The sequence below is a fragment of the Marinoscillum sp. 108 genome, assembly GCF_902506655.1.
Classification (GTDB): Bacteria; Bacteroidota; Bacteroidia; order Cytophagales; family Cyclobacteriaceae; genus Marinoscillum; species Marinoscillum luteum.
This window is the reverse complement of record NZ_LR734817.1, coordinates 452328-475502: the sequence shown is the minus strand read 5'-3', so window position 1 is coordinate 475502 and position 23175 is coordinate 452328. Positions and strand designations below refer to the sequence as shown.

Here is a 23175-nt window from a genome sequence, read left to right as displayed (position 1 = left end):
GTAATGGAGAATCCCCCCTTCATCAAGCATTTGCCAGGATTGCCTGATTGATTTCCTTGATGAGTGCAGGTCCTTTATATACCAGTCCGGTATATACCTGTACCAGATTGGCCCCAGCGGCTAGTTTTTCAAGGGCATCGGCACCACTTAATATTCCCCCCACTGCAATGATAGGTATATCACGATTTTGGGCTCGCAGATATTGTATGATTTCAGTGGATCTTTTGAAAACAGGTGCTCCACTCAATCCACCAGCACCTATGGACTCCAGGTTTTCGGCAGATTCCTGCAGGCCACTTCTGTCTATGGTGGTATTGGTGGCGATGATGCCGTCCAGGTTTATATTGCCCGCGATCTCTATGATGTCATCCAGTTGTGAGTTGGTCAGATCTGGTGCGATCTTCAGCAAAATGGGCTTCTGATTGGGCTTTTTCCTGTTGGCTTTTTGCAGCGACCGGAGCAGCGCCTCCAGGGGCTCCTTGTCCTGAAGCTTACGCAAATCAGGAGTATTGGGGGAGCTCACATTCACCACGAAGTAATCCACCTCTGGGTAGAGCACATCAAAACACTTCAGGTAATCATCAGTGGCTTGTTCGTTGGGGGTTACTTTGTTTTTGCCAATGTTTCCACCAATGATGATCCCTTTGGGCTTGCGCTGGAGGTTTTCCTTGGCGGCATGCATGCCTTTGTTATTGAAGCCCATCCGGTTGATGAGTGCATGATCCCCGGGCAGGCGAAAGAGCCGTGGCTCCGGGTTTCCGGGCTGGGCTAGGGGAGTCACCGTTCCTATTTCGATGAAGCCAAAACCCATGGCTGCAAACTCATGAATGAACTCGGCGTTTTTGTCGAATCCGGCAGCCAACCCTACTGGGTTTTTAAAGGTAAGTCCGAAAAGCTTTCGTTCAAGCTTGTGGTGCTCCAGTTGATAGATGGATTTGAAAATGGCTTTGACCAAAGGAATTTTGAAGGATGCCCGCATTGTCTTGGTGGTGAAATGGTGGGCCTTTTCTGCTGGCATGCTGAATAAAAACTTCTTGGCGAGTTGATACATTAGCTTCTCGGATGAAATTCGTTGATGATTTGTTTTAAATAGTCTCTGTCAAGGTGAGTATAAATCTCTGTGGTGGTGATGGACTCGTGACCCAGCATTTCCTGTACGGCTCGTAAATCCGCTCCGCCCTCTATCAGATGTGTAGCAAAGGAGTGTCGGAAAGTGTGTGGGCTGATACTCTTATTGATGCCGGCCTTGAGTGCCAGGTCTTTGATGATGGTGAAAACACTAATGCGGGAGATGTGTGATCCCCGCATATTGAGAAAGAGAAAGTCCTCATGACCTTTCTTGATGTCCAGGTGGACCCGCACGTGATCTTTATAAAGCCTGATGTACTTGAGGGCTTCCCGCCCGATGGGCACGAGGCGTTCTTTACTGCCTTTTCCGATGACCCGGACAAATCCCTCTTCCACGTAAATGTTGGAGATCCGCAGTTCGATGAGTTCCGTTACACGCAGGCCCGAGCTATAGAGGGTCTCCAGCATGGCCCGGTTTCGGGTGCCCCCATCAGTAGACAGATCGATTTCTGCAAGAAGGGCCTCTATTTCGTGAAACTCCAGCGTGTCGGGTAGCTTTCGGCCTATTTTGGGAGATTCCAAAAGCTCAGAGGGGTCTTTGTCTATCAACTGCTCGTAAAGTAGAAATCTGAAGAACCCTTTTACCCCGGACAACATTCTGGCCTGGGTGTATGGAGACATGCCTAGCTCATTGAGAAACTCGATGAAATCCACCAAATTCGCTTGAGAAACTTTCAATGGGGAGACCTCTAAGTTTTTGATTTCGAAAAACTCACGTAATTTCGTGATGTCTCGCACGTATGCTTCTATGGAATTGCCGGCAAGCGACCGTTCCAGTTTTAGATAATTACGAAATTGCTTGATATAAACGTCCCAACTCACCATGGCGAATTTAGTCTGAGAAACTGTGAACATGAAAATAATCATCATCAACGGACCCAATTTGAACCTACTGGGCAAGCGCGAGCCAGATATTTACGGAAGTCAGAAGTTCGAAGACTACTTTGCAGACCTTCAGTCGGCTCATAAGGATATTACACTGGAGTATTTCCAATCCAATCATGAGGGGGCGCTGATCGACAAATTACATGAGGTGGGGTTTGATTATGATGGTATTATTGTCAATCTGGGGGGCTATACGCACACCTCCGTGGCACTGGCAGATGCCATAGCAGCCATCAAATCACCTGTGGTGGAGGTACACATCAGCAATATCCACGCAAGGGAGGCTTTCCGAACACATACCCAGACCGGAACAAATGCAAAGGGAATTATTACAGGTTTGGGATTGAAAGGGTACGACCTGGCCATCAAATACTTTGTGGAGCAATGAAAGTAGCCAATTTTTATCCCGGGCCTTCTCGGGTCTACTCTAATATCACGGAATACATTTACGAGGCCTACATGGACGGCATCATGTCCGTGAATCATCGAAGTGAGGATTTCATGAATCTGATGGAGCTCACCAAGAAGGAGTTGCGTGAAAAACTTCAAATTCCCGCAGACTACGAAATCGCTTTTATATCCTCAGCTACTGAAAACTGGGAGATCATCGCACAGTCGCTTACGCAAAAGGCCAGCCAGCATTTTTACAATGGAGCCTTTGGAGAAAAATGGGCAAGTTATGCCGGTAAACTCACCTCTACCATCAATACCCATTTTGGGATCAATGAGGAGCTACCTACCGGGGATATCGCCAAAAAGGCCGATGTGCTCTGTGTGACACAAAACGAAACATCCAACGCTACTCAGGTGTCTATGAAAAGCCTGAAAATGTTGCGGGAAGAAAATGTCGGGAAAATCATTGCCGTAGATGTCACGTCATCGCTTGGTGGGGTTAAACTTGACTTTACGCTGGCTGATGTGTGGTATGCTTCAGTGCAGAAATGCCTGGGATTGCCAGCAGGTATGGGTGTCATGATTCTTTCTCCTTTTGCCGTACAGACTGCCGAGAAAATTGGGGAGCGGGATCACTATAACAGTTTGTTGAATATCCTGGAAAATACCAGGAAGAACCAAACGCAGTATACACCCAATGTGCTGGGGATCTATCTGCTCTACAAAACACAGCAGGCCACCAAAGGGATTGACTACATTGAGAGCAAACTGGAGAAGCGTATGGAAGAATATGTGTCTTTTGTGGATGCTCAGGATCAAATCAACTATTTGATTACCAATGAGAAAGTGCGCTCCAGAACGGTACTGGCACTCGAAACCAGCCGAATGGAAGAATTGAAATCCGGAGCCAAAGAGCAAAGTATCATTTTAGGCAATGGCTATGGCCCCTGGAAATCTTCTACTTTTCGGGTTGCTAACTTCCCTGCTATCAAGAACAAAGAGGTAGAGAAGTTGATGGAGTTTCTCAGGAGTTTTACTGGCGTCTCTGCAAGGTAACTGACTCGTTGATCCAGCAGTCTACGGTGATTTTAGAGCCTTCTTCCCTGCTTTCATTGAAAATGTCCTCTATTGAGGGGAATTGTTCTTTGCAAGCATTCATTTGCTCGGTGTTACCTGCTTTCTGATACATTTCATAAGCCGCCAAATACACCGCACGATCCTTTACTTTGCTCTCTCCGGCTTTGCATTCTTCGAAACTTAGAAAGTATAGGTTTCCAATCAGGTTGAAAGCCGCGCTGGCACCAGGTTTCACACTCAATGCTTCGTAGGCTACTGATCGAGCCTTTTTCTTATTGCCAAGCTTTACTTCTGTGGAGGCTTGCCCCATCAAAGCATCAAATTTTTGTTCATTGTCCAGTGCCAGGTCTTCCATTTGCTGATAGTAGTACATGGATTTGTCATATTTTCCAGCAAAGTAGTATTTGTCCGCCAGTGCTTTGGCCAGAGAATAGGAGGGTGCCGACTGAAAGAACACTTCTCCGGCGGAAATGAAATAAGGCTGATCTGTACATTTGGCAGAGAGGGAATATGAAAATATTTTTTTAGCCAGGTTCAGATCTTCGGGGCTGGATTTAAACTTGGGAACCAGCTGCTCTTCGATAAATTCGCAACTAATAATGTCCCCAAGGGAATTCAGAAAGGCATCGATCTTGTCCTGCTCTTTTTGTAGCTTTTCCTTGTTTCCCCCTTGCATGATCTTCTCATCGATCACCGAGGTGATCTTGCCATGGATGTCCAGTACGTCTGTAGCGGAGAGTTCAGCTGGCTTTTGTTTGTAGTAGTAAGTAGCCAGGGTCATATATGGAGTCAGGTTGAAGTCTGAGATATCAGAGGCACTAAATGTATAGAGCTCTTTATACAGCTCCCTCAGCATGGCATATTTGGAGGCATTGCGATAGTAGAGTTTAAAAGCCGTATAAGCCTTCCGGTCAAGCACTGAAGCTTTGTCGTTGAAGTACTTCATTCGCATGTCATAGGTCCAGAGTAGTGAATCCTCCAGCGCAGCTTTGCGGTTGTCTGAGAGGTCTGGCAATTCCAATAGCTCGTCAATGATTTTGGAGCCATCCTGATAGATGGATTCGTGCAGGTTGGGGGTGTTTTTGTAGAGCCAGTTGATCGTGGTGAAGGCTTCCTGATACTTATCTGTTTGCATCAGTACTTTATAGTAGGCCTGCTTCTCTTTGGTTGCTGCATTCATGGTCTCATCTTCAGGCCAGTTCCATCCGGCTTGCGAGGAGGCTGAAAATCCGATACTTACAAGGGCCAAGAGAACGATTATTTTTTGCATAGGAGCGCCATATTAATTTTTAACCAAATTGATAAAAAAAGTCTGTGTTCGTTGAAATCCAACTTAGCTTTGCCTGAAAATTTTAGTACGGATGTTCAATTTTAAGGAAATTATTTCTGTTTCGCTGATTCTTTTTTCAGTGATAGACATTCTGGGGAGTGTGCCAATCATCATAGACTTACGTAAAAAGGCCGGGCATGTTCAATCTGAAAAGGCTACCATAGCCTCCGGGGCGCTGATGATTCTTTTTCTTTTCCTGGGAGAGGGAATCCTCAATCTTTTCGGCATTGATATAGGTTCTTTCGCTATTGCCGGAGCGCTGATTATGTTTTTTATAGGTCTGGAAATGGTGTTGGGGATTCATTTTTTCAGATCGGATCATGAGGATTTGTCGTCTTCCTCCATCGTGCCCCTGGCTTTCCCGCTCATAGCTGGTGCCGGAACACTGACCACCCTCATTTCACTCAAGGCCGTCTATGCCACCACCAATATTCTGGTGGGTATAGTCCTCAACCTGATTTTCGTGTACCTGGTGCTTAAGTCTTCCAATTGGCTGGAGCGAAAGATAGGTGCGGGTGGTTTTAATATTCTTAGAAAGGTTTTTGGAATTATCTTGCTCTCTATTGCGATCAAAATATTCAAGACCCACTTATTGACTCTATGATCAAAATATACACAGATGGAGCAGCCAAGGGCAACCCCGGACCCGGAGGCTACGGAGCCATTCTGGACTTTCGGGGCAAGAGAAAGGAGCTGTCCGAAGGCTTTCGGATGACCACCAATAACCGAATGGAGCTTTTGGCAGTGATCGCCGGTTTAGAGTCCATTAAGAAGCCCGGATGGGAGGTGCTCATCATCTCTGACTCCAAATATGTGGTAGATGCAGTAGAGAAAGGTTGGGTTTTTGGATGGGAAAAGAAGGGTTTCAAAGGAAAAAAGAACCCGGACCTGTGGCAGCGCTTTCTGAAGATATACAGGCAGCACAAAGTGAAGTTTCAATGGGTGAAGGGGCATGCCGGACATCCTGAAAATGAACGCTGCGATGAGCTGGCGGTGCAGGCAGCGGAAGGAGCCGGACTGAAAGTGGATAAGTTTTTCGAGGAAGTGCAAAGTGCCTAATTCCTATTTTCAATTCAAGCAATTTCGAATTGACCAGTCGGCATCAGCCATGAAGGTAACCACCGAGGGGTGTCTGTTTGGAGCCTGGGTGGGCACTGTTTGCAAGGCTCCACGCACGGTTTTGGATGTAGGTACGGGCACTGGTCTGCTTAGCCTGATGCTGGCTCAGGCAAACTCAACAGCCCAGATAGATGCCGTGGAGGTGGATGGGCCGGCAGCCACCGAGGCTCAGGCGAACTTTGAGGCCTGTCCATGGCACGAGCGCATTCAGATGATCATTACTGATGTTCAGTCCTTTACAAATTCTCAGCGGTATGACCTGATCATCGTTAATCCCCCCTTTTACAGCCAATCACAACGATCCGATTCCAAATCCATCAACAGGGCAAGGCATGATGCCGAACTGAGCCAGCCGGATTTAATTGATGCTCTTTGCCGGCTGCTGCATGAGGAAGGAGAGGCATTTGTACTCTATCCTGTTAGGGAGGCTAAGCAATTTGCAGACCTGGCTATGGGATCAGGACTTTTTCTCCAAAGGGCACTGCAAGTGTACGACAGCCCTGGGGCATTACCTTTTCGAGTGATGGGTCAATACGCCTACCAGAAGGTGGATCCGGTAGTGGAGGATTTTTATATTAAAACCGGAGATGGTGGTTACACCTCCGGCTTTGTGAAGTTGTTAAGAGATTTTTATCTCCATCTGTAGCTAGGAGACCGTTTCTCTCTCAGAAAACTCAAAGCCCATGTTCTCCAGCTCATCCAGGATGGGTTCGTAGATTTCCTGCTGAGTGGGGATAGAGACTCCTGTTGTTTTAATTTTTCCCTGAAGAATCATTTTTGCGGCGATCGCCAGGGGCAGTCCCACGGTCTTGGACATGGCAGTGTTCACCGGGTCATCACCCAGCGCGATCATGTGCGCCTGTATCTCTTTAGGTCGGCCATTGTCCAGATAGCTGAACTTGTGCCACATCACAATCATGTCTTTGTCAGTATCGTCAAGTGTCCATTTCTTCTTGAGGATGTGCTCCAGTATTTGTGCGGGGGTTCCTTTGTCCAGCCCCACTGGTTCTTCAGAGAAGATATTCAGCCAGTTGAGTTTATACATCTCATCAGATTCCAACCCGATATTCAGGTAATGGGCCAGCTTGAGCTCCACCGAATCGTGCGGGTTAAACATCAAAAAGGAGTTGATGAACTGCCGGTGGGTCATTTCAGACACATTTTCCATCTCATAAGTATCATCTGTAGCCCCTAGCTGCACAAAAATGTCCCAGGCTTTGCAGAACCCCGGTCTTCTCAGGGTACCTCGGTAGAGGGTCTGAATGCCCCGCAGCTTGTATAGATCAAGGTACTTGAGCGAGTCACGGTTGGCGTAGCCTTCGAAATGGCCATATCCCGGTATGTGAATGATTTCAGTCCGCTTGAAAAGTTTGTGATAGGGAATGTATTTGAAACGGGATTCCTGAAGGAATTTCACATTGCCAGTTCCGGCTAAAACGACATTTCGGGGATTCCAGGTAAACTTATAGGCCCAGGGGTTTTCCTTGAGTTTGTCTTCTGCCAGCAGACCTCCTGTGAAGGTTTCAAATGAGGTAAGCGTGTGCCCCGCAGCTTTGATGCGATCCAGTACCCTCATGGCAGACATGTGATCAATACCCGGGTCTAGCCCCAGTTCCATGATGCATTGATTTCCCGAGGCTGCAAATTGATCCGAAAGGGCTTTGATTTCAGGAGAGATGTAAGAGGCGGTGAGCATGTCCCGGCCTATTTCAGCGCAAATGCCTGCCACGATGGGGTGTAGGCTGGCGGGTAGCATGCTGATGACTAGCTGAGCATTGGTGATTTGCGCCGTGGCCAGGGCTTTGTCATTGATATCAAACTCGATGACATCCGCATCCTTAAATTTCTTTCTGGCAATGGAGGTATCCTTTTCGCCAATCACCACTTTCCAGTCGTTTTCCTTAGCGTTTTCCAGGAGGTAATTGATCAGTGAGGTAGAGGAGCGCCCGGCTCCCAGAACCAAAATATGCTTCATAAAAAATCAGGGTTTTAGGGTAATGTTGTTACCGCAAACCTAATGGAAGCGTGAGCCATTGCAAGGCCCTTTTAATTTTTCTTGTGCACCATGGTAGCCGAGGCCTGGGCACCTGCCAGCACCAGCATGTCGGCAATATTTACATGGGCGGGCCGGGATAGGATAAAGGTCACGGTCTCTGCTATGTCCTGAGCTTGCAAGGGGTCAAATCCTACATAGACTTTTTCTGCGCGCTCCTGATCGCCCTTGAACCTGACGGCTGAAAATTCAGTTTGGACCAGGCCTGGCTTGATTTCAGATACTTTGATCCCCTCAGTGATTAGGTCTTGTCGCATCCCTTTGGATATGGCATCCACAGCATATTTTGACGCATTGTAGACATTTCCCTTAGGATATACTTCTATACCTGCTACGGATCCTATGTTTATGATGTGTCCTTTTTGTCGGCTCACCATGCCAGGGATGACGGCATTGCTTACATAGAGCAGACCCTTCACGTTGATGTCGATCATGGCATCCCAGTCGGCGACTTGTCCATCCTGGATCGCACTGAGCCCATGGGCATTCCCTGCGTTATTGATCAGCACATCCACCGATTGCCATTTGGCTGGTAAACCGCTTATTGCAGTCTCTGCCGCCAGTCTGTCCCGAACGTCAAATGAAAGGGTTGTGACTTCAGTTTCTTCGGCAAGCTCTTTTTCTAACTTGGTTAACCGATCCTGGCGCCGGCCACAGATAATTAATCGATAATCTTTGGCCAGGCATCTGGCGGTAGCTTCACCAATTCCACTGGTGGCGCCGGTGATCAATGCTATGGGTTTACTCATCGTCGACGTTTTTTGGCTTCCCGCAGGTACGTTGGGCCTCCTTCGAAGGTGACGTAGAATGCGATGTTCTGATAACTCAGCCTTTTCAGAGCTACATCATAGGTGTTGGTACCGTCGGTCAGCATGTCTCTTAGCCCCCACGAATAGCGTACTTCCGGGGAAAATTTAAATAAGGGGAAAAACAAGTCAAATCCTACGCCGGCATCCACCGACACGTTCCAGTCGCGGAGTTCCAGTCGCTCACGGGTGTCCAGTTGGTCCCCTTTGCCGGCCGCTTCAAATGCGGGGCTAAGGCCACCCACCACGTACATGGCCACATTGCCTCTTCTGGAAGATTTGTATTTGAGGAGCATGGGTAGCTCCACCATGGTAGCAGGCTTCAGTTCACGTAGCTCTCGCCCGTCTGTGTACCTGTAGGTAAGGTCGTACTCATAAAAACCGACGGTGGGTAGTATTCGAAAACTAAGGTACTTGTGTAAGTTCATATCCACCACGAAACCCACCTTCCAGCCTGGCAGGTTGCCAGGTACTATAGAGTGTAGGGAGTCCAGCTCATCAGTGGCATAAGCGTCGGAGTACCTGATCTTATATTTGGAGCTGTGGAGGCCTATTTGAAAACCATAGTGAATCCACTGAGCATCATAGTCTAAGAGGTTTTCGCTGGCCTCATTCTGAGTGTACCCGGGTAGGGCCATCATCAAAATAAGTGCGAATACAATTATTTTGTACCTATGTAGATGGAGCTGATGCCCAGGGTTAGTGGTTTGCATTGAGTGTTTTTAAAGCCGACTTTTTCTAAAATCTCTAAAAAATTCTGGCCATCAGGAAATGCCCTTACAGACTCTGGTAAGTAAGTATAAGCGGCCTGATCTTTGGAAATAGTATTGCCTATTTTAGGTAAAATCCACTTAAAATAAAAATGATACAGTTGCTTGAAGGGGAAGGATTTTGGTTTTGAAAACTCTAAAATAACTGTTCTCCCTCCGGGCTTTAATACCCGATACATATCCGCCAGACCTTTTTCCAGATGTTCGAAATTCCGTACGCCAAATGAAACGATCACAGCGTCAAACTTATTGTCTTCAAACTGCAGTGCCTCAGAATCTCCCGATAACAATTCGATTTTTTGATCCAGGCCTTTTTTCTTCATTTTTTGCCGACCCACCGCCAACATCCCTTCTGAGATGTCTACACCGGTGACTTTATCCGGTTTCAGTGCTAGTGCCTCTATGGCAAAATCGCCCGTTCCGGTGGCTATGTCCAGTATTTGCTTGGGCTGGAGATCCTTTAGCTGCCGGATGGCCTTTTTTCTCCAGGCTATATCTATGCCCAGACTGAGAAAGTGATTGAGGAAGTCATAATTGCCGCTGATGTTATCAAACATAGTGGCAACCTGTTCTTTCTTACTCCCCTGCTTATCTTTGTACGGTACTACGCTCATATTCGCTTGCAATATTAACCATAAACCGTGCGTTTGCCCCTATTGTTAAAAATTATTCCATGAAGCCAATCAAATCAGCTGAGTTTATTAAAAGTAGTGCAGAAGTAGGAGAGTGCCCGGCAGGAGACAAGCCTGAGTATGCTTTCATAGGACGATCCAATGTAGGGAAATCCTCTCTGATCAACCTGCTGACCAATCACAGTAAGTTGGCCAAAGTTTCATCCAAGCCCGGAAAAACGCAGCTAATCAACCACTTTTTGATAGATGATAGCTGGTACCTCGTGGATTTGCCAGGCTACGGATGGGCTAAAGTGAGTAAGTCTCAGAAGGCTAGCTGGAAAAAAATGATAGCGGGTTATTTTGAAACCCGGGAGAACCTTACCAATGTATTTGTACTGATAGATTCCAGGTTAGAGCCACAGCGCATCGATCTGGAGTTTGTGACCTCTCTAGGGCAGGCGGGCATGCCCATCACCCTTATTTTCACCAAAGTGGATAAGCGAGGTGCGAATAAGGCCCAGTCAAACATTGCGGCTTTTCGCAAAATTCTCAAGAAGGAATGGGAGGAACTTCCGCTCCATTTTATGACTTCCACAGTGACAGGACAGGGCAAGGATGATATTATTGGTTACATCAGGGAAATAAATGAGGGGATAAAGGAGTAATCCATTTTGGTATTGTGCTGCAATACCTATTTTTGCATGCTCTAACCACAAATAATAGATATGGATTTCAATGAAGTAGCCGCAGTATCGGGAAAAGGAGGACTTTTCAAAGTTGTATCCCCAACACGGACCGGCGTAATATTAGAAGCGCTCGACGGCTCAGGAAAGAAAATTATTGCCAATATCCAGGCTAAGGTTTCCATTTTATCAGATATCTCTATTTACACCACTGATGAAGAAGGCGCAGTGCCTCTTCAGGATGTTCTTAGAAAAATCCATGTCGAGTTCAAAGGTGATACCGGACTTACTTCTTCTTCGGATCCTGATGAACTGAAATCTTTCCTCAAATTCATATTGCCTGAGTATGATGAGTCCAGGGTGTATGTTTCTGATATCAAGAAGCTGGTAACCTGGTATAACACCATGGCCAAAACCCTTCCTGAGTTGCTGGAGAAAAAAGAAGAGCAAGAGCAGGCAGAGGAAAAGCCAGCTGAAAAAGAAAAGAAGGAAGCAGCCCCAAAGGCTAAAAAAGCGGCAGCTAAAACCAAATCCGAGAAATAGTTTTGGAGCCTTTCAAACAACAGTTTCAGGTGATATGGGCCGACCTTGACCCAAATGCGCACATGCGCCATACTGCATACAATGATTATGCGGCTCAGGTGCGTGTAGGGCTTTTTGATGAGTTGAGCCTGCCTCTGGCGGAGTTAGTGGCTTCAGGTTATGGGCCGGTACTTTTTCATGAGGACACTACCTTCAAAAGAGAGGTTTTCATGAATGAGCGAATCACTGTAGACTGTGCGGCTGTAGCTTTCCGAAAGGATTTGAAAATCTGGAAATTCCGCCAGCAGGTCTGGAAGCAGAATGGTGAGCTGGCCTGTGTGATTATTGCCACAGGAGCTTTCATGAGTCTGAAGGAGCGAAAGGTGGTAGTGCCACCTCAGAAAATCATAGACATGCTGGAGAGGATTCCTAAAACGGAAGACTTTGGCTGGATGGAATAGCCTGTACTAGTAGGAGTACTTGGGAAGCATTGCCTGATCAGGTCAAATTTGAATAGACAGTGGCGACTCTTGCCAGATTGGATTTCATCAAGAATGTTAAATTTACCTTATGGAGCTATTCTTGAATGACAGTCTGGGTCAAATCACTCTTGAAGTGGAAGAAGCGGACAACGCCAGAGCAGTGATCATCATTGCTCATGGGGCAGGAGCAGGGATGCACCACCCCTTCATGACCAGCATTTCCGGATTATTTGTGGCTCGGGGTTTTCATGTGGCCAGATTCAATTTTCCCTACATGGAAAGTGGCAAGAAGTTTCCCGGAGCACCAAAACCCAATATTGAAACATGGGGCTTGGTGATCGATTATCTGTGCGTCACTTATCCAGACCTTCCAATCATTATTTCAGGGAAATCCTATGGCGGGCGAATGGCCTCACACCTGCTGGCCGATCAATCACCTGCCCCTGTGAAAGGGATTTTTTATTTGGGGTTCCCACTCCATGCGCCAGGTAAGAATTCCAAGGCACGTGCTACTCATCTGAATGCGGTACAGGTGCCACAACTTTTCCTCCAGGGGATCAATGATCAGCTAGCCAATATTGACTTGATGCGCGAGGTGCTCTCTTCCTTGCCTGCCGCACGAATGCTGGAGGTGGAGTTTGCGGATCATTCCTTCAAAGTACCAAAAGCAAGTGGGCGCACGAGTAAAGAAGTCATGCATCAATTGGTGGAGGTGACCACAGAGTGGATAGATACTGTACTCAAATGAATACCTCAGATAACCACGACGAGCAGTCAAGTGCGGTGAAGTTGGCCAGTGGCAGTTATGACCTCATCCAAAAAGATCTCGGAATAGCCGATGAACTGGACTTTGACCCGGGAGAAGATCCTTTTGGGCAACTACATGCTTTCCTGACCCCCAGAATTCAGCACCTGTTAGACCATGATTTTGGGTATTTGATCAATGCGATGTACAGAATTGATATTTCTGAGGAGGTTTTAAAAGAAATTTTAGAACACTCAAAACCCGGACAAATCGCCTCTGATATTGCTGAAAGGGTGATTGCTCGGGAGAAAATGAAAATGAAGACCCGAATGATGTATTCAGGTAATAAAAAAATGTGAAAAAACTTATACCCAGAATTGGGTATTTTCATCATCGGATATTACATTTGGGTCATTAGTTAATCATTATGGCGGTGAATGCCCCGTAGCTCAAAAGGTTGCGGGGTTTCTTTTTTTCTAGGCCTCTGCTTTTTCCGCTACAAACTCCACCACTTTTTCTACCATGTTTTTAGATCCTATATAGAAGGGGGTTCTCTGATGAAAGGTTGTCGGCGCTATTTCCAATATCCTTTTGGAGCCATTAGTGGCCATACCTCCTGCTTGCTCAGCGATAAAAGCCAGGGCATTGCACTCATATAGCAAACGTAACTTCCCTTCGCGTGCCTTTTTGGTGTTTGGGTAGAGGTACACTCCGCCTTTGAGCATATTTCTGTGGTAATCTGCTACCAATGATCCAATATATCTGGCCGTCATTCCCTGATCCTTACACCAGTTGGTGTAGTCCTGGATGCTCTTGTCAAACTGGTGAAAGCTTCCCTCATTGATAGAATAGATCTCACCATCTTCAGGGCATGTCATGTTGGTGTGTGAGAGCACGAACTCTCCCAACGACGGCTCCAGGGTAAAGCCATTGACTCCATGACCGGTGGTGTACACTAGCATGGTAGAGGAGCCATAGAGTATGTAGCCTGCTGCCACCTGTTCGGTGCCGGGCTGCAGTATGTCTTTTTCCGTCACAGGCCCTCCTATGGGTGAGGTGCGTCGGTAGATGGAAAATATAGTACCAATAGACACATTCACATCGATATTAGAGGAGCCATCCAGTGGATCAATGGCTACAATGTAGCGGCAATGTGGATTGAGATGAACGATCTCCTCGTCTTCTTCGCTCACTACAGCGCATACCTGCCCGCCATTTCTGAGTGCCCTGATAAATCGAATGTTGGCAATCACATCCAGTTTTTGCTGGTCTTCTCCCTGCACGTTTTTGGATCCATAGGCACCGGTGATATCCAGCAGCCCGGACTTGTTGACCTCACGGTTAATAATCTTTCCTGCAAGGGCAATATCCCGCAGCAATTGGGAGAGTTCTCCCGTGGCAAATTCAAATTCATCCTGCTTTTTTTTGATAAAGCGGTCAAGTGTAGTGCCGATCGGAAGACCTAAACTATTTTTGTTCATCTTTTGGTACAATTCGTTTTGAGCGATTTGGCAAAAATAGGCTTTTTTATTCATTTAAATCGTTTGCAAGGATGCGAATCTTCAAATTTGGTGGTGCTTCAGTAAGGGACGGTCAGGGCGTGAAAAACCTGGTGGAGATTGTTAAAAAATACATGGATCGGCCCTTAGTGGTGGTCGTTTCGGCCATGGGAAAATCCACCAACCAACTTGAAAATATTGCCAGACAGGCATTTGCTGGGGAGTCTTATGAAGAAGGGTTGAGGGAGTTTATTTCTTCTCATCAGTCCCTTTCTCAGGAGCTATTCGGTACGGTGCCGGATGACGTGAACAATTGGCTCATTCAGCTGGAAAGATCTCTGGAAAATCGCACAGCATCCTGGGGGCAGTTTTACGACAGTGTGATCCCATACGGTGAGTTGTTGTCTACTTCCATTGTTTACCATCAGCTGCAGAGCCAAATGGAATGTTCCTGGACGGATGCTCGAAAATATGTGAAAACGAACAGCATTTTCACAGAGGCCAATGTGGAGTGGCAACTCACTGAGCATTTTATAGAGCGAGAGATTCCTGAGTTACTAAAAAAAGGTCCTGTGATCACACAGGGTTTTATCGGTTCAGACCTCACGGGAAAATCTACCACGCTCGGGCGAGAGGGATCTGACTATACCGGCGCTATTTTCGCCTACTGTCTGAAGGCAGAGAGCCTCACTGTTTGGAAAGATGTGCCGGGACTACTCAATGCAGACCCAAAGCGATTCCCTTCGGCGGAGCTCTTCGATGAGTTGTCATTTCAGGAGGTGACCGAGTTGACTTACTATGGAGCCAAGGTGATTCATCCCAAAACCATCAGACCGCTGGCCCAGCGAAATATTCCTCTTTTTGTGCGCTCTTTTCTGGAGCCATCAGGCAAAGGCACCAGAATTTCGGAGCAGGAAAAGACCACCACTAAGCATTGTTTTGTCTTTAAGGAAAATCAGTTACTGGTCACACTCAGGGTGAAAGACAACAGTTTCATGGACGAAAAAAAGCTGGTGAAAATCTTTCAGGCGATGGATCATGCCAATATTAAGATAAACCTGATGCACAGCTCAGCCCTTACATTTACCTTTTGCATGGATTATCAAAAGGACAAGCTGGATGGGCTGAGGGATTTTCTACAGCGAGACTTTCAGCTGCTCTATAATGAAGGACTGCAGCTAGCTACGATTAAAAACTATCAGGAAGGTTCATTTAGTTTTTTGCCTGAAACCACAGAGGTGATTTTGGAGCAAAAGACCAGAAACAATTATCAGGTACTTTACCGCCCTATAGAAAAAGTTTAAGCGTACGTCGGATACCAGTGAGGTAGGAGGGGCCAAAAAGGTTCACATGCACCAACATAGGATACAGATTGTACAGGTCAGCCCGTTCTTCGAATCCTGGCTCCAGGGGATACTGCTGGTCATACGCTTCGTAAAAGGCGGGTTCGAACCCACCAAAAAGCCGTGTAAATGCCAGGTCCATTTCACGGTGGCCATAATAGACTGCCGGGTCGTAGATGTAGGGCTCTCCGCCTGGTCCCGACATGAAATTCCCACCCCACAAATCACCATGGAGCAAAGAAGCTGGCTCTGTGGGAATAAGGCTTTCCAACTGTCCATATAATTTCTCAAAGCTCTCAAGGAGGTCCGTGGTAATCAAACCTTTTTCGTGTGCCAGCCGAATTTGTACCTCCAGGCGGTTTTCAATAAAGAAATCAATCCAATCGGAAGTGGGTTGATTCTTCTGAGGAAGTCGCCCGATGTGGTTGTCATGATCCAGGCCATAGTAGTCTGCCGTATGCTGATGCAGCCTGGCGATGGCTTGGCCAAAGCTCTCCCAGAAATGATCCTTTTGAGGAGCCGGGTGGAGGTACTCCAATACCAAATACCTGCGATCGCCGATCTGGCCATGTTTATAGGCTTGCGGTACACCCACACACCCGCACTCCCGGAGGAGGGATAGGCCGTGCAATTCCCTTTCAAACAGATTTTCCGAATAGGTATTCCATTTCACGAAGTAGGTATGTTGGTCAGTGGTTACTTTCAGGGCTTCGTTAATGTCACCGCCAGAGATGGGTCGTATTTCTCTGATGAGGTGGTTTGTTCCTGTGGATTGAAAGAGAACTGCTGCCAGAAAGAGGTTTTCGGACCCTGACATGGTTAGAGATGGTGTTTTTCCACAAGGAAGTCCAAAAAAGCATCTATCGAACGATCAAGTATCTGGAAAACCTTCTCGAAACCATCTTCACCACCATAGTAGGGGTCAGGTACGTCCCCGCCTTGGCCTTCTGGGTCAAAGTCACGCATCAGAAACAAGCCCTCAGGGCGATCTGATGTGGCGTGAATAATGTCACGATGGTTGGAGGCATCCATAGCCAGGATATAATCAAAAGTAGCAGCGTCTTTGAAATGATACTGTCGCCCTTTGTGCACGATAGGAACACCATGCTTCACCGCTACTTGTATGCTGCGGGAGTCAGGGTCTTCACCGATGTGATAGCTGGCAGTACCTGCAGAATCAGCTTTGATCGATTGATTTAGTCCGCGCTCTTTTACTTTCTGATTGAAAATAGCTTCGGCCAAAGGGGACCTGCAGATGTTACCTAAACAGACAAAAAGAATATTTAACATTTTTTTATTCTGGGTTGGTTACCTTTTATAAAGATAAAGTATATACGAATGCATAACACAAATTTTATATTCATACACCTGTTTGACATCTTTGAAGAGTCCCGATTTTATCGGGACTTTTCTTTTTTACCGGTAGGGAATCAGCGCCGGCTTGTATTTGAAGATGTTGTCAAACGAGATGGGAATAGAGGTGGATAGTGAAAACACTGTTTTCTTGGCTCCCGGGGGGCTTTTAGGGAAATGTGTCAACCTCACCTCTAGTGTGTTGAATACCAAACTTTCGTTTCTGATCCTGATCCCACCACCTGCACCCTGATAGCCATAGCTTGTTTTTTGATTAGGCCTGTAGTCCCAAACCTCGCCCACGTTGTAATAAAAAAACGGAGCAAATCTAAATCCATAGAAATACCAGGGTGTGAATAGAATGGACTCCACACCAAGCGCAAGAATGTTGTTGCCCGAAATGCGTTCTCCTTCGATATCCCTGATTCTGCCTTCCAGGGAGATGGTTTCCTGCGGGGGCTGATCGATTCCCTTGGTGAAGGACATTTTCATGAAATTCCGAATATGGTACCTGCCAGAGGAGAGCAAAGGGCTGAAGTAACTGGCCCTTATTTTCACCACGCCTTCATTGATCCCTGTTCGGTCAAAAGCGCCTATTTCCTGATTGAGCAGGAGGTACCCGAAATTCTTGATATAGGAACTCCAGAAAAGCTGGAATCCGAGATAATTTTGCTGGTAAAATTCATTGAAATCACGGCCGGTAATGAATGAAACCCTGTAGCCTAGTGGGATATCCTCTGAGATACCGAATGCCGCTATGTAGTTGCTTTTGAGAAATTTCCGGCTGGAGAGACTCACTTCGCCCATTAAAAGTTTCCGGTTGTAGTAGAGAAAGTTACTGTCCACAGCGACAAACGGTCGGCTGGCGAAGGAGTTATTGAGTAATCGGGCCGCTACGATCAGGTTTTTGCGTTCGTAACTGGAGGGTAGGGCAAATGACCGCCCCGCCCAAAAATCCTGGTAGTGGAGGTGGTAGTATTGGTGGTCAGACTCTTCACCATCCAGGGTTATGGTGGAGTCTCGGATGGTGCGGATGTCCAGGCCCCCGCCGTACTTAATCCCCGGTGCCACAAATTCCTTCTGGAGGTCTATGCCCCAGGACTCCCTATCCCCGATATTGGTATGATTGAGCTCCCAGTTGGTGATGGCCTTGTCAATGTTTTGACCACCCGTGCGTATTTCATAGCCGGATGCCGGAATGCTCTGGGTATCAAAAAACCAGGTAGCTGATGCGTACTTACCCCAGCCAGCTATGTTCCTGTTGAAGAGGGCCAGGTTAAATTCATCGAAATCAGTGATGTTGAGAGCGGTACCCCAGGAAAAGCGGTCTTTTACCGCTACGATCACTTCTGCGTAGCCATCTGGAAGGGGTCTCACATATATTCTTACGTCTTCAATGAAGCGCAGGCGCCTGAGGATTCGTTCATTGTCCGCCATCAGATAGGGGTCTATCTCTTCGTTTTTATCAATCAGCAGGTTATTTCTGATCACGGTGTTCCAGGTGTTTATGTGGACCTTATTGACCATGATACTCAGTGGGGAGGACGCTTGCCGCAAGGTATCATTGACGCTTCCTTCCAGCAGGTCGATGTGTTTTATCCGTATGTTTCGGATCCGCATACCCTCATAAGGCATAAAAGGCGTGTTGGAGGTACGACTGTTTTTAGAAGGAGCCAGTTCGGATCTGGCGTTGGGACTTACATATAGCAGATCAAATAGCTGAGCCGTCACTTTATTTTGCCCGGTTTTCTCTCGCATTTTTTGATAGAAGTCTTGAGAAGACTTATAGGGGTTGCTTCTGACCCGATATTTTTCAGCGTCCACGAAGTATACGGTGTCTTTGTCGGGGGCGAAAATGGTATCTCTCAGGATGAGAATCTCGTTTTTTGAAACCCGCACAGTATCAGTAAAGGCCAGGGCCTTTACTGAGGTGAGCAATACGATGAGTAGCAGGAGAGTTCTCATGGAACGGGTAAACATAAAAAAAGCGGACTAAAGCCCGCTTTTTCTAAAAAGAAGTTTTCTGAATATTATCTGATACTGATTCCAAACCCGGCAGTAAGCGTGTTGTACTTCTGCACGGCGTATTCTGCATGGAAGGTGAAGATTAACAGCTTCAAACGTGCTCCCACATTGGCCCTCAAGCCACCATTTTTATACTCAATGTCGATTGGGTCTACTTCAGGTATACCGTCGTAAGTTCCCTTCATCTTAAAGTTTACCTTGCTGGTGGAGAAGCCCACACCTCCGTACACAGTAAGGACTGATAGTTTTTTGGAGATGATACCCTGGAGCGTAGTACCGGATACATTGAACTCACCAATTTGATCTGGTACATCAGCGTTGATTTCCATCGAGTTTTTCATGGTGTTGAACGCGAAGAATCCAGAAAGATCAAACGGGAGATTTTTGATTCCCGGGATCCACTGCTTTACATCGTGAAGTACCCCAAGACCGAACATTTTGGTCGTGAATTGTTCACCTGGATCACCGAATGTCTGCTCTGGCAACAACCTAAGCTTTAGCTCGGTATTTTTGATCAGGCCAATTCCAATCTGTACAGAAGGAGCCGGAACGAAATTGCTACCAAGGCTTTCTTCCATACCCAGTCCGGTAGGTGCAGTGATGCGAATTTCATCTTCTGTACCTTCGTCGAAAACCAAATAAGGGATGTCATCAGCTTCCAGATTAGGCCCCATGATAGTAGGATAGCTTGTCTGACCATTCTCAGCAGGTGCTGTGGTCATGTTGTTGTAGTCAGCAGGATTGATCTTGAAAAATTGCGCATCCTGTGGTACATAAGCAAGGTTGGCGTTGATCGTGAGGTCAAATCCAGCCACCTTGTGAGGTTTTCCAGTGTTATACCAGCCGCTGTTCAGGGCATATCCGAAACCAACGAAAGCCGGTTCCAGGTATCCTTCCAAGAGTTTTTCTCCATTCTCAGCACCTCCTTCAAGAAATTTATCCAAATCCTGAGCATTGGAGGATGTAATGAATGCTCCAAGAATAAATATTAGTATGATTTTTTTCATGATTCTAAAGTTATCGGTTAGGCGGATTATAGGTCTCTTACTTTGGCTACTACATCAAAGTACAGCACGAATTCAAAATTAACATCTTCGTTAGGTACTTCGCCAAAGTCGAAGATTACATCCGTGGTGATGTCTTCCTGATTAGCAAGTGCCGATTCCAGCGCAGCAAGACCTGCTGAATTGGAGATTGAAGTTTTGGTAACATTTGACAGTTGAGGAGTGGTCACAGAGATTTGTGCTATGGTGGCTCCTGATTGAGCAACCAAATCGATTTCAATACCATCCAAATCAAATTTTTCGAAATCGTCAACACCTGTGATTTCAAAGGATAAACCAATCACTTCTACTGCATCCAGAGCATCCAGATCGTCGTATCCGGCTCCTGCCAGTGAATATTCTTCAGATCTTTTAACTGGAGGCGGATCACCAGGTATAGTTCCAATCAATTCGGGAGTACCATTTGGTAAGTCCACCGGAATAGATACAGGGAATTCCTTTCCAATATTGAAACCAACTCCGGCTTCTCCACAGGAGAAGGCCAGAAAGGCCAGAGCAGCGATAGAAATATAATTTCTCATTGTAATTGTTTGTTTGAGTTTAAAACAAAAATAGGGATAAATACCTGTTATTTTCATTGACCTCAAAGGTAATTAACTCGGAGACCGCACCATATACCGTATTCTCGGTATTCTTTTCAGAAATTTTTGGGCAGTTCGGTTGGTTGTTTTAACTTCGCACTCAAATAGGAATAATTCTCATTTAAAAGTGATTAGCAATTCATATCAGCGAATAAAGGAACTTTTGGTGGAGTCGGGCTTAAAAGCCACACATCCCAGAATAGCCGTACTGCATGAGCTGACGAAGGATGAGCACCCCAGTGCAGAGCAGCTTCATGAGAAAATCAGGGAGCAGAATCCGAGCATCTCGCTGGGTAGTGTCCATAGGATCCTGGAGAAGTTGGTGGAGGCCAATCTGGCCTATCGTGTGGCTACCAGAAGTGGAACCAAACGATATGACGCGAACCTGGAGCCTCATAGCCATATCTACAGCGTGAATACTGAGGAGATTCAAGACTATCACGACCCAAAGCTGAATGAACTGATCCGGGATTATTTCGATAAAAAGCAGGTTGGCAATTTCAAGATTACGGACATCAAGCTCCAGATTAACGGAGAAAAGGCTGACCCAGATCAACAAGTAACAATTTTATAAATCATAAAAGACAAATCAACAATTATGTCATTAGTAGGTAAAAAAGCGCCTTTATTTAATGCTCCGGCAGTAATCAACGGAGAGGAAATCGTAGAAAATTTCTCACTGGAAGAATTTGTAGGGAAGAAAGAAGTGATGTTCTTTTTCTATCCTAAGGACTTCACTTTTGTATGTCCTACAGAGATTCATGCTTTTCAGGAAAAGCTCGCTGAGTTTGAGAAAAGAGGCGTGCAGGTAGTGGGAGCGTCATGTGACACAGAAGAGACTCACCTGGCGTGGTTGATGACAGACCGTGACAAAGGTGGAATTGCAGGTGTAACTTATCCATTGGTAGCGGATAGTTCAAAAACAGTAGCTAATAACTACGGTGTATTGGCTGGAGACTGGAACTACAACGATGAAGGTCAGTTGGTGTTTGAAGGAGCACCTGTAGCATATCGTGGTACATTCTTCATCGACAAAACCGGTGTGGTGAGACATGAGACTATCAACGACCTTCCATTGGGTAGAAACATCGACGAAATGCTCAGAATAGTGGATGCATGGCAGCATGTGGAGAAGCATGGAGAAGTATGTCCTGCTAACTGGGAAGAAGGAAAAGATGCGATGCAGGCTACAAGAGACGGAGTGTCTTCTTACCTGGCGTCACACTAAGAAATAGTTAAATATCCAGTACTGAGAAGAGGCCACCATAGCGTGGCCTTTTTTCTTATATTCATATTTTCCATGAAAATATTCATATTTGCGGCTGTAACTTTTATAGCCTAAAATATGAAACTACTCACTACTTTATTCTTCTTGACCTTTACAATGGTCAATACCGTTTTTGCACAAATACAACTCAAGGAAAAATTATCTAAAAAAGCCAATCAGGAGATTGATAAATTCCTTTTTGGAGATAAAAACAAGAACCAATCGGACGACACCAATACCAATACAGATGATGAAGTATTGGATACTTACGAGCCTTCCGATAGCTCTGATCCGCTTGGAGGCTACCGGAGAGAATCAGTAAATTATGGAACCATGAGCCCCTCAGAAGTGGTGGGTTTTCGTGATTTGATCAATTTTCTACCAGATGAGCTGGGAGATTACCGCATTGCTGAAAAGCCAGAAGGCTCTACCACCCGGTATGGGGAGTACCGATATAGTTTCGGTAGCAAGTCATACAGCAAGGGTGACGAAGAACTCAAGGCCAGCATTTTCGATTATGCCCAAACGGCTTCATTGCTCGGACTCTATGCCAATCAGTACGAACATGAGTCTACGGACGGTGTGATGAGATCGATAGAAGTAAACGGTAATCCTGGCTGGTATTCGGCTAATTACGACAGCAACGAAACGAACCTGGCTCTGGTGGTGAATGGGCGGTTTCTGATCACCATCAGTGGAAATGGCCTGGAGGAAGCTACTCTAAAGCGCTATGCGGCAGGTATGGACCTGGATCAACTGCCCGAGGCACCCCCTGCTCCCGAGGAAGAAGATTGAGTATTTAAGGATTGTTTGCCTACATTAGCGCATACCGTAATTACTATGAAACGGTACAGAAGTTCTCTGCCGTTCAAAACGAAATAGTATGTATAGGCTAACAATACTTATCCTATGGCTAGGCCTGGGCTCCTGCGATCTTGGTTTAGACTCTCCCAATGACGTAAGCGGGGATTACTATAATAGTGATTTGATGATCTCTTTTAGAGATTCATCGGGACAGGACTTACTTGATCCGGATACGCCAGGTTATTACGATACAGCTCAGATGAGCTTGTTTTATGAGGTTGACGGTGAGTTGGAGGAGGTTTACCTGGAAAACAATGATCTACCTAAACAATTTACGCTTCTTGAAAATGTACCACAGAATGAGGAGCCATTTAGGCTTTATGTAAGTGCGGATCTGCGATTGACTTCTGGTAACACGATGACCTATTTGCAACTTTCTCCTGCGGATATGGACACCATAGTGTGTGAATATGAAGCGGAGACTGGTAAAAGTGAGAATTACAGCTATATCATAAATGTCTGGTATAATGGTGAGCAGGTGTTTCCAACTAATGATAGTGATATTGCTTATTTCACTATTGAGAAATAATTTCTCCTGCCGTCTTGAATGATGCATTAAGCATTTAGAGGAT

At 46.1% G+C, this 23175-nt stretch carries 28 protein-coding genes; 15 read left to right on the top strand and 13 right to left on the bottom strand.

What is annotated here, in order from left to right; all coding sequences use genetic code 11:
• Positions 1 to 22: 22 nt before the first annotated feature.
• Both GV030_RS19525 and xerD read right to left on the bottom strand, forming a co-directional pair.
• The gene (locus GV030_RS19525) at positions 23 to 1051 is read right to left on the bottom strand and encodes a quinone-dependent dihydroorotate dehydrogenase (RefSeq protein ID WP_159585035.1); all 1029 of its coding nucleotides are present in this window, start codon (positions 1049 to 1051) and stop codon (positions 23 to 25) included.
• Complete coding sequence (gene xerD, locus GV030_RS19520; RefSeq protein ID WP_370519085.1) at positions 1051 to 1998, bottom strand: site-specific tyrosine recombinase XerD; 948 nt, start codon at positions 1996 to 1998, stop codon at positions 1051 to 1053. Before xerD ends, GV030_RS19525 begins: the two co-directional genes overlap by 1 nt.
• On the opposite strand from xerD, the gene aroQ reads away from it, so the two are divergent.
• The gene (gene aroQ, locus GV030_RS19515) at positions 1982 to 2401 is read left to right on the top strand and encodes a type II 3-dehydroquinate dehydratase (RefSeq protein ID WP_159585034.1); all 420 of its coding nucleotides are present in this window, start codon (positions 1982 to 1984) and stop codon (positions 2399 to 2401) included. The two genes, xerD and aroQ, sit on opposite strands and share 17 nt — an antisense overlap.
• The gene (locus GV030_RS19510; RefSeq protein ID WP_159585033.1) at positions 2398 to 3462 is read left to right on the top strand and encodes an aminotransferase class V-fold PLP-dependent enzyme; all 1065 of its coding nucleotides are present in this window, start codon (positions 2398 to 2400) and stop codon (positions 3460 to 3462) included. The genes aroQ and GV030_RS19510 overlap by 4 nt, the downstream gene beginning before the upstream one ends.
• Here the strand turns inward: GV030_RS19510 and GV030_RS19505 are convergent.
• The gene (locus tag GV030_RS19505) at positions 3440 to 4753 is read right to left on the bottom strand and encodes a tol-pal system YbgF family protein (protein WP_159585032.1); all 1314 of its coding nucleotides are present in this window, start codon (positions 4751 to 4753) and stop codon (positions 3440 to 3442) included. The two genes, GV030_RS19510 and GV030_RS19505, sit on opposite strands and share 23 nt — an antisense overlap.
• Before the next feature lie 91 nt (positions 4754 to 4844).
• On the opposite strand from GV030_RS19505, the gene GV030_RS19500 reads away from it, so the two are divergent.
• Genes GV030_RS19500 through GV030_RS19490 form a run of 3 tightly spaced genes read left to right on the top strand, consistent with a single transcriptional unit; the run spans position 4845 to position 6578 of the window.
• Positions 4845 to 5417 (top strand): MarC family protein, encoded by a 573-nt coding sequence (locus GV030_RS19500; protein ID WP_159585031.1) that lies wholly within the window; start codon positions 4845 to 4847, stop codon positions 5415 to 5417.
• Positions 5414 to 5872, top strand: coding sequence for a ribonuclease HI (gene rnhA / locus GV030_RS19495; protein ID WP_159585030.1), 459 nt, complete (start codon positions 5414 to 5416; stop codon positions 5870 to 5872). Before GV030_RS19500 ends, rnhA begins: the two co-directional genes overlap by 4 nt.
• Before the next feature lie 49 nt (positions 5873 to 5921).
• Positions 5922 to 6578 carry a tRNA1(Val) (adenine(37)-N6)-methyltransferase gene (locus tag GV030_RS19490; protein ID WP_159585029.1) on the top strand — a complete coding sequence of 219 codons (657 nt, stop codon included), beginning with the start codon at positions 5922 to 5924 and terminating at the stop codon, positions 6576 to 6578.
• Here the strand turns inward: GV030_RS19490 and GV030_RS19485 are convergent, their stop codons facing one another.
• From GV030_RS19485 to ubiE, 4 genes are all read right to left on the bottom strand, one after another.
• The gene (locus GV030_RS19485; RefSeq protein WP_159585028.1) at positions 6579 to 7907 is read right to left on the bottom strand and encodes a saccharopine dehydrogenase family protein; all 1329 of its coding nucleotides are present in this window, start codon (positions 7905 to 7907) and stop codon (positions 6579 to 6581) included. It abuts the gene before it with no gap.
• Positions 7908 to 7978: 71 nt separating this feature from the next.
• Positions 7979 to 8734, bottom strand: a complete 756-nt coding sequence (locus GV030_RS19480; protein WP_159585027.1) for an SDR family NAD(P)-dependent oxidoreductase — start codon at positions 8732 to 8734, stop codon at positions 7979 to 7981.
• Positions 8731 to 9504, bottom strand: a complete 774-nt coding sequence (locus GV030_RS19475) for a porin family protein (protein WP_159585026.1) — start codon at positions 9502 to 9504, stop codon at positions 8731 to 8733. The genes GV030_RS19480 and GV030_RS19475 overlap by 4 nt, the downstream gene beginning before the upstream one ends.
• Positions 9453 to 10175 carry a bifunctional demethylmenaquinone methyltransferase/2-methoxy-6-polyprenyl-1,4-benzoquinol methylase UbiE gene (gene ubiE / locus GV030_RS19470; protein ID WP_159585025.1) on the bottom strand — a complete coding sequence of 241 codons (723 nt, stop codon included), beginning with the start codon at positions 10173 to 10175 and terminating at the stop codon, positions 9453 to 9455. The genes GV030_RS19475 and ubiE overlap by 52 nt, the downstream gene beginning before the upstream one ends.
• A 59-nt stretch (positions 10176 to 10234) precedes the next feature.
• Between ubiE and yihA the strand changes: the two genes are divergently transcribed.
• From yihA to GV030_RS19445, 5 genes are all read left to right on the top strand, one after another.
• The gene (yihA, locus tag GV030_RS19465) at positions 10235 to 10840 is read left to right on the top strand and encodes a ribosome biogenesis GTP-binding protein YihA/YsxC (protein ID WP_159585024.1); all 606 of its coding nucleotides are present in this window, start codon (positions 10235 to 10237) and stop codon (positions 10838 to 10840) included.
• Positions 10841 to 10900: 60 nt separating this feature from the next.
• Positions 10901 to 11401 (top strand): DUF5606 domain-containing protein, encoded by a 501-nt coding sequence (locus tag GV030_RS19460; protein WP_159585023.1) that lies wholly within the window; start codon positions 10901 to 10903, stop codon positions 11399 to 11401.
• A gap of 29 nt (positions 11402 to 11430) precedes the next feature.
• Positions 11431 to 11841 (top strand): thioesterase family protein, encoded by a 411-nt coding sequence (locus GV030_RS19455; RefSeq protein WP_255465619.1) that lies wholly within the window; start codon positions 11431 to 11433, stop codon positions 11839 to 11841.
• 109 nt (positions 11842 to 11950) lie between these two features.
• Positions 11951 to 12610 carry an alpha/beta family hydrolase gene (locus GV030_RS19450; protein ID WP_159585021.1) on the top strand — a complete coding sequence of 220 codons (660 nt, stop codon included), beginning with the start codon at positions 11951 to 11953 and terminating at the stop codon, positions 12608 to 12610.
• The gene (locus tag GV030_RS19445; protein WP_159585020.1) at positions 12607 to 12966 is read left to right on the top strand and encodes a hypothetical protein; all 360 of its coding nucleotides are present in this window, start codon (positions 12607 to 12609) and stop codon (positions 12964 to 12966) included. Before GV030_RS19450 ends, GV030_RS19445 begins: the two co-directional genes overlap by 4 nt.
• A gap of 117 nt (positions 12967 to 13083) precedes the next feature.
• Here the strand turns inward: GV030_RS19445 and fbp are convergent, their stop codons facing one another.
• Entirely contained in the window at positions 13084 to 14088 is a 1005-nt protein-coding gene (gene fbp / locus GV030_RS19440; RefSeq protein ID WP_159585019.1) for a class 1 fructose-bisphosphatase, read from the bottom strand.
• 71 nt (positions 14089 to 14159) lie between these two features.
• On the opposite strand from fbp, the gene GV030_RS19435 reads away from it, so the two are divergent.
• Positions 14160 to 15410, top strand: a complete 1251-nt coding sequence (locus tag GV030_RS19435) for an aspartate kinase (protein WP_159585018.1) — start codon at positions 14160 to 14162, stop codon at positions 15408 to 15410.
• Here GV030_RS19435 and GV030_RS19430 read toward each other — a convergent pair.
• From GV030_RS19430 to GV030_RS19410, 5 genes are all read right to left on the bottom strand, one after another.
• On the bottom strand, positions 15394 to 16266 hold the full coding sequence (locus GV030_RS19430; RefSeq protein WP_159585017.1) for a fructosamine kinase family protein: 873 nt from the start codon (positions 16264 to 16266) through the stop codon (positions 15394 to 15396). The genes GV030_RS19435 and GV030_RS19430 overlap by 17 nt on opposite strands.
• 2 nt (positions 16267 to 16268) lie before the next feature.
• Entirely contained in the window at positions 16269 to 16739 is a 471-nt protein-coding gene (locus GV030_RS19425; RefSeq protein ID WP_159585016.1) for a low molecular weight protein-tyrosine-phosphatase, read from the bottom strand.
• Between the two features lie 126 nt (positions 16740 to 16865).
• Positions 16866 to 18767 (bottom strand): hypothetical protein, encoded by a 1902-nt coding sequence (locus GV030_RS19420; RefSeq protein ID WP_159585015.1) that lies wholly within the window; start codon positions 18765 to 18767, stop codon positions 16866 to 16868.
• Between the two features lie 65 nt (positions 18768 to 18832).
• On the bottom strand, positions 18833 to 19834 hold the full coding sequence (locus GV030_RS19415; RefSeq protein WP_159585014.1) for a DUF6588 family protein: 1002 nt from the start codon (positions 19832 to 19834) through the stop codon (positions 18833 to 18835).
• 26 nt (positions 19835 to 19860) lie between these two features.
• Positions 19861 to 20412: a hypothetical protein gene (locus tag GV030_RS19410; protein ID WP_159585013.1), complete on the bottom strand. Its 552-nt coding sequence runs from the start codon at positions 20410 to 20412 to the stop codon at positions 19861 to 19863.
• 187 nt (positions 20413 to 20599) lie between these two features.
• Between GV030_RS19410 and GV030_RS19405 the strand changes: the two genes are divergently transcribed.
• The 4 genes from GV030_RS19405 to GV030_RS19390 all read left to right on the top strand — a co-directional run bounded on the left by GV030_RS19405 (position 20600) and on the right by GV030_RS19390 (position 23132).
• Positions 20600 to 21046, top strand: a complete 447-nt coding sequence (locus tag GV030_RS19405) for a Fur family transcriptional regulator (RefSeq protein WP_159585012.1) — start codon at positions 20600 to 20602, stop codon at positions 21044 to 21046.
• Between the two features lie 24 nt (positions 21047 to 21070).
• Positions 21071 to 21700 (top strand): peroxiredoxin, encoded by a 630-nt coding sequence (locus GV030_RS19400; RefSeq protein WP_159585011.1) that lies wholly within the window; start codon positions 21071 to 21073, stop codon positions 21698 to 21700.
• Between the two features lie 117 nt (positions 21701 to 21817).
• Positions 21818 to 22534 carry a hypothetical protein gene (locus GV030_RS19395; RefSeq protein ID WP_159585010.1) on the top strand — a complete coding sequence of 239 codons (717 nt, stop codon included), beginning with the start codon at positions 21818 to 21820 and terminating at the stop codon, positions 22532 to 22534.
• An 88-nt stretch (positions 22535 to 22622) separates the two neighbouring features.
• Positions 22623 to 23132, top strand: a complete 510-nt coding sequence (locus GV030_RS19390; protein WP_159585009.1) for a hypothetical protein — start codon at positions 22623 to 22625, stop codon at positions 23130 to 23132.
• Positions 23133 to 23175 lie beyond the last annotated feature (43 nt).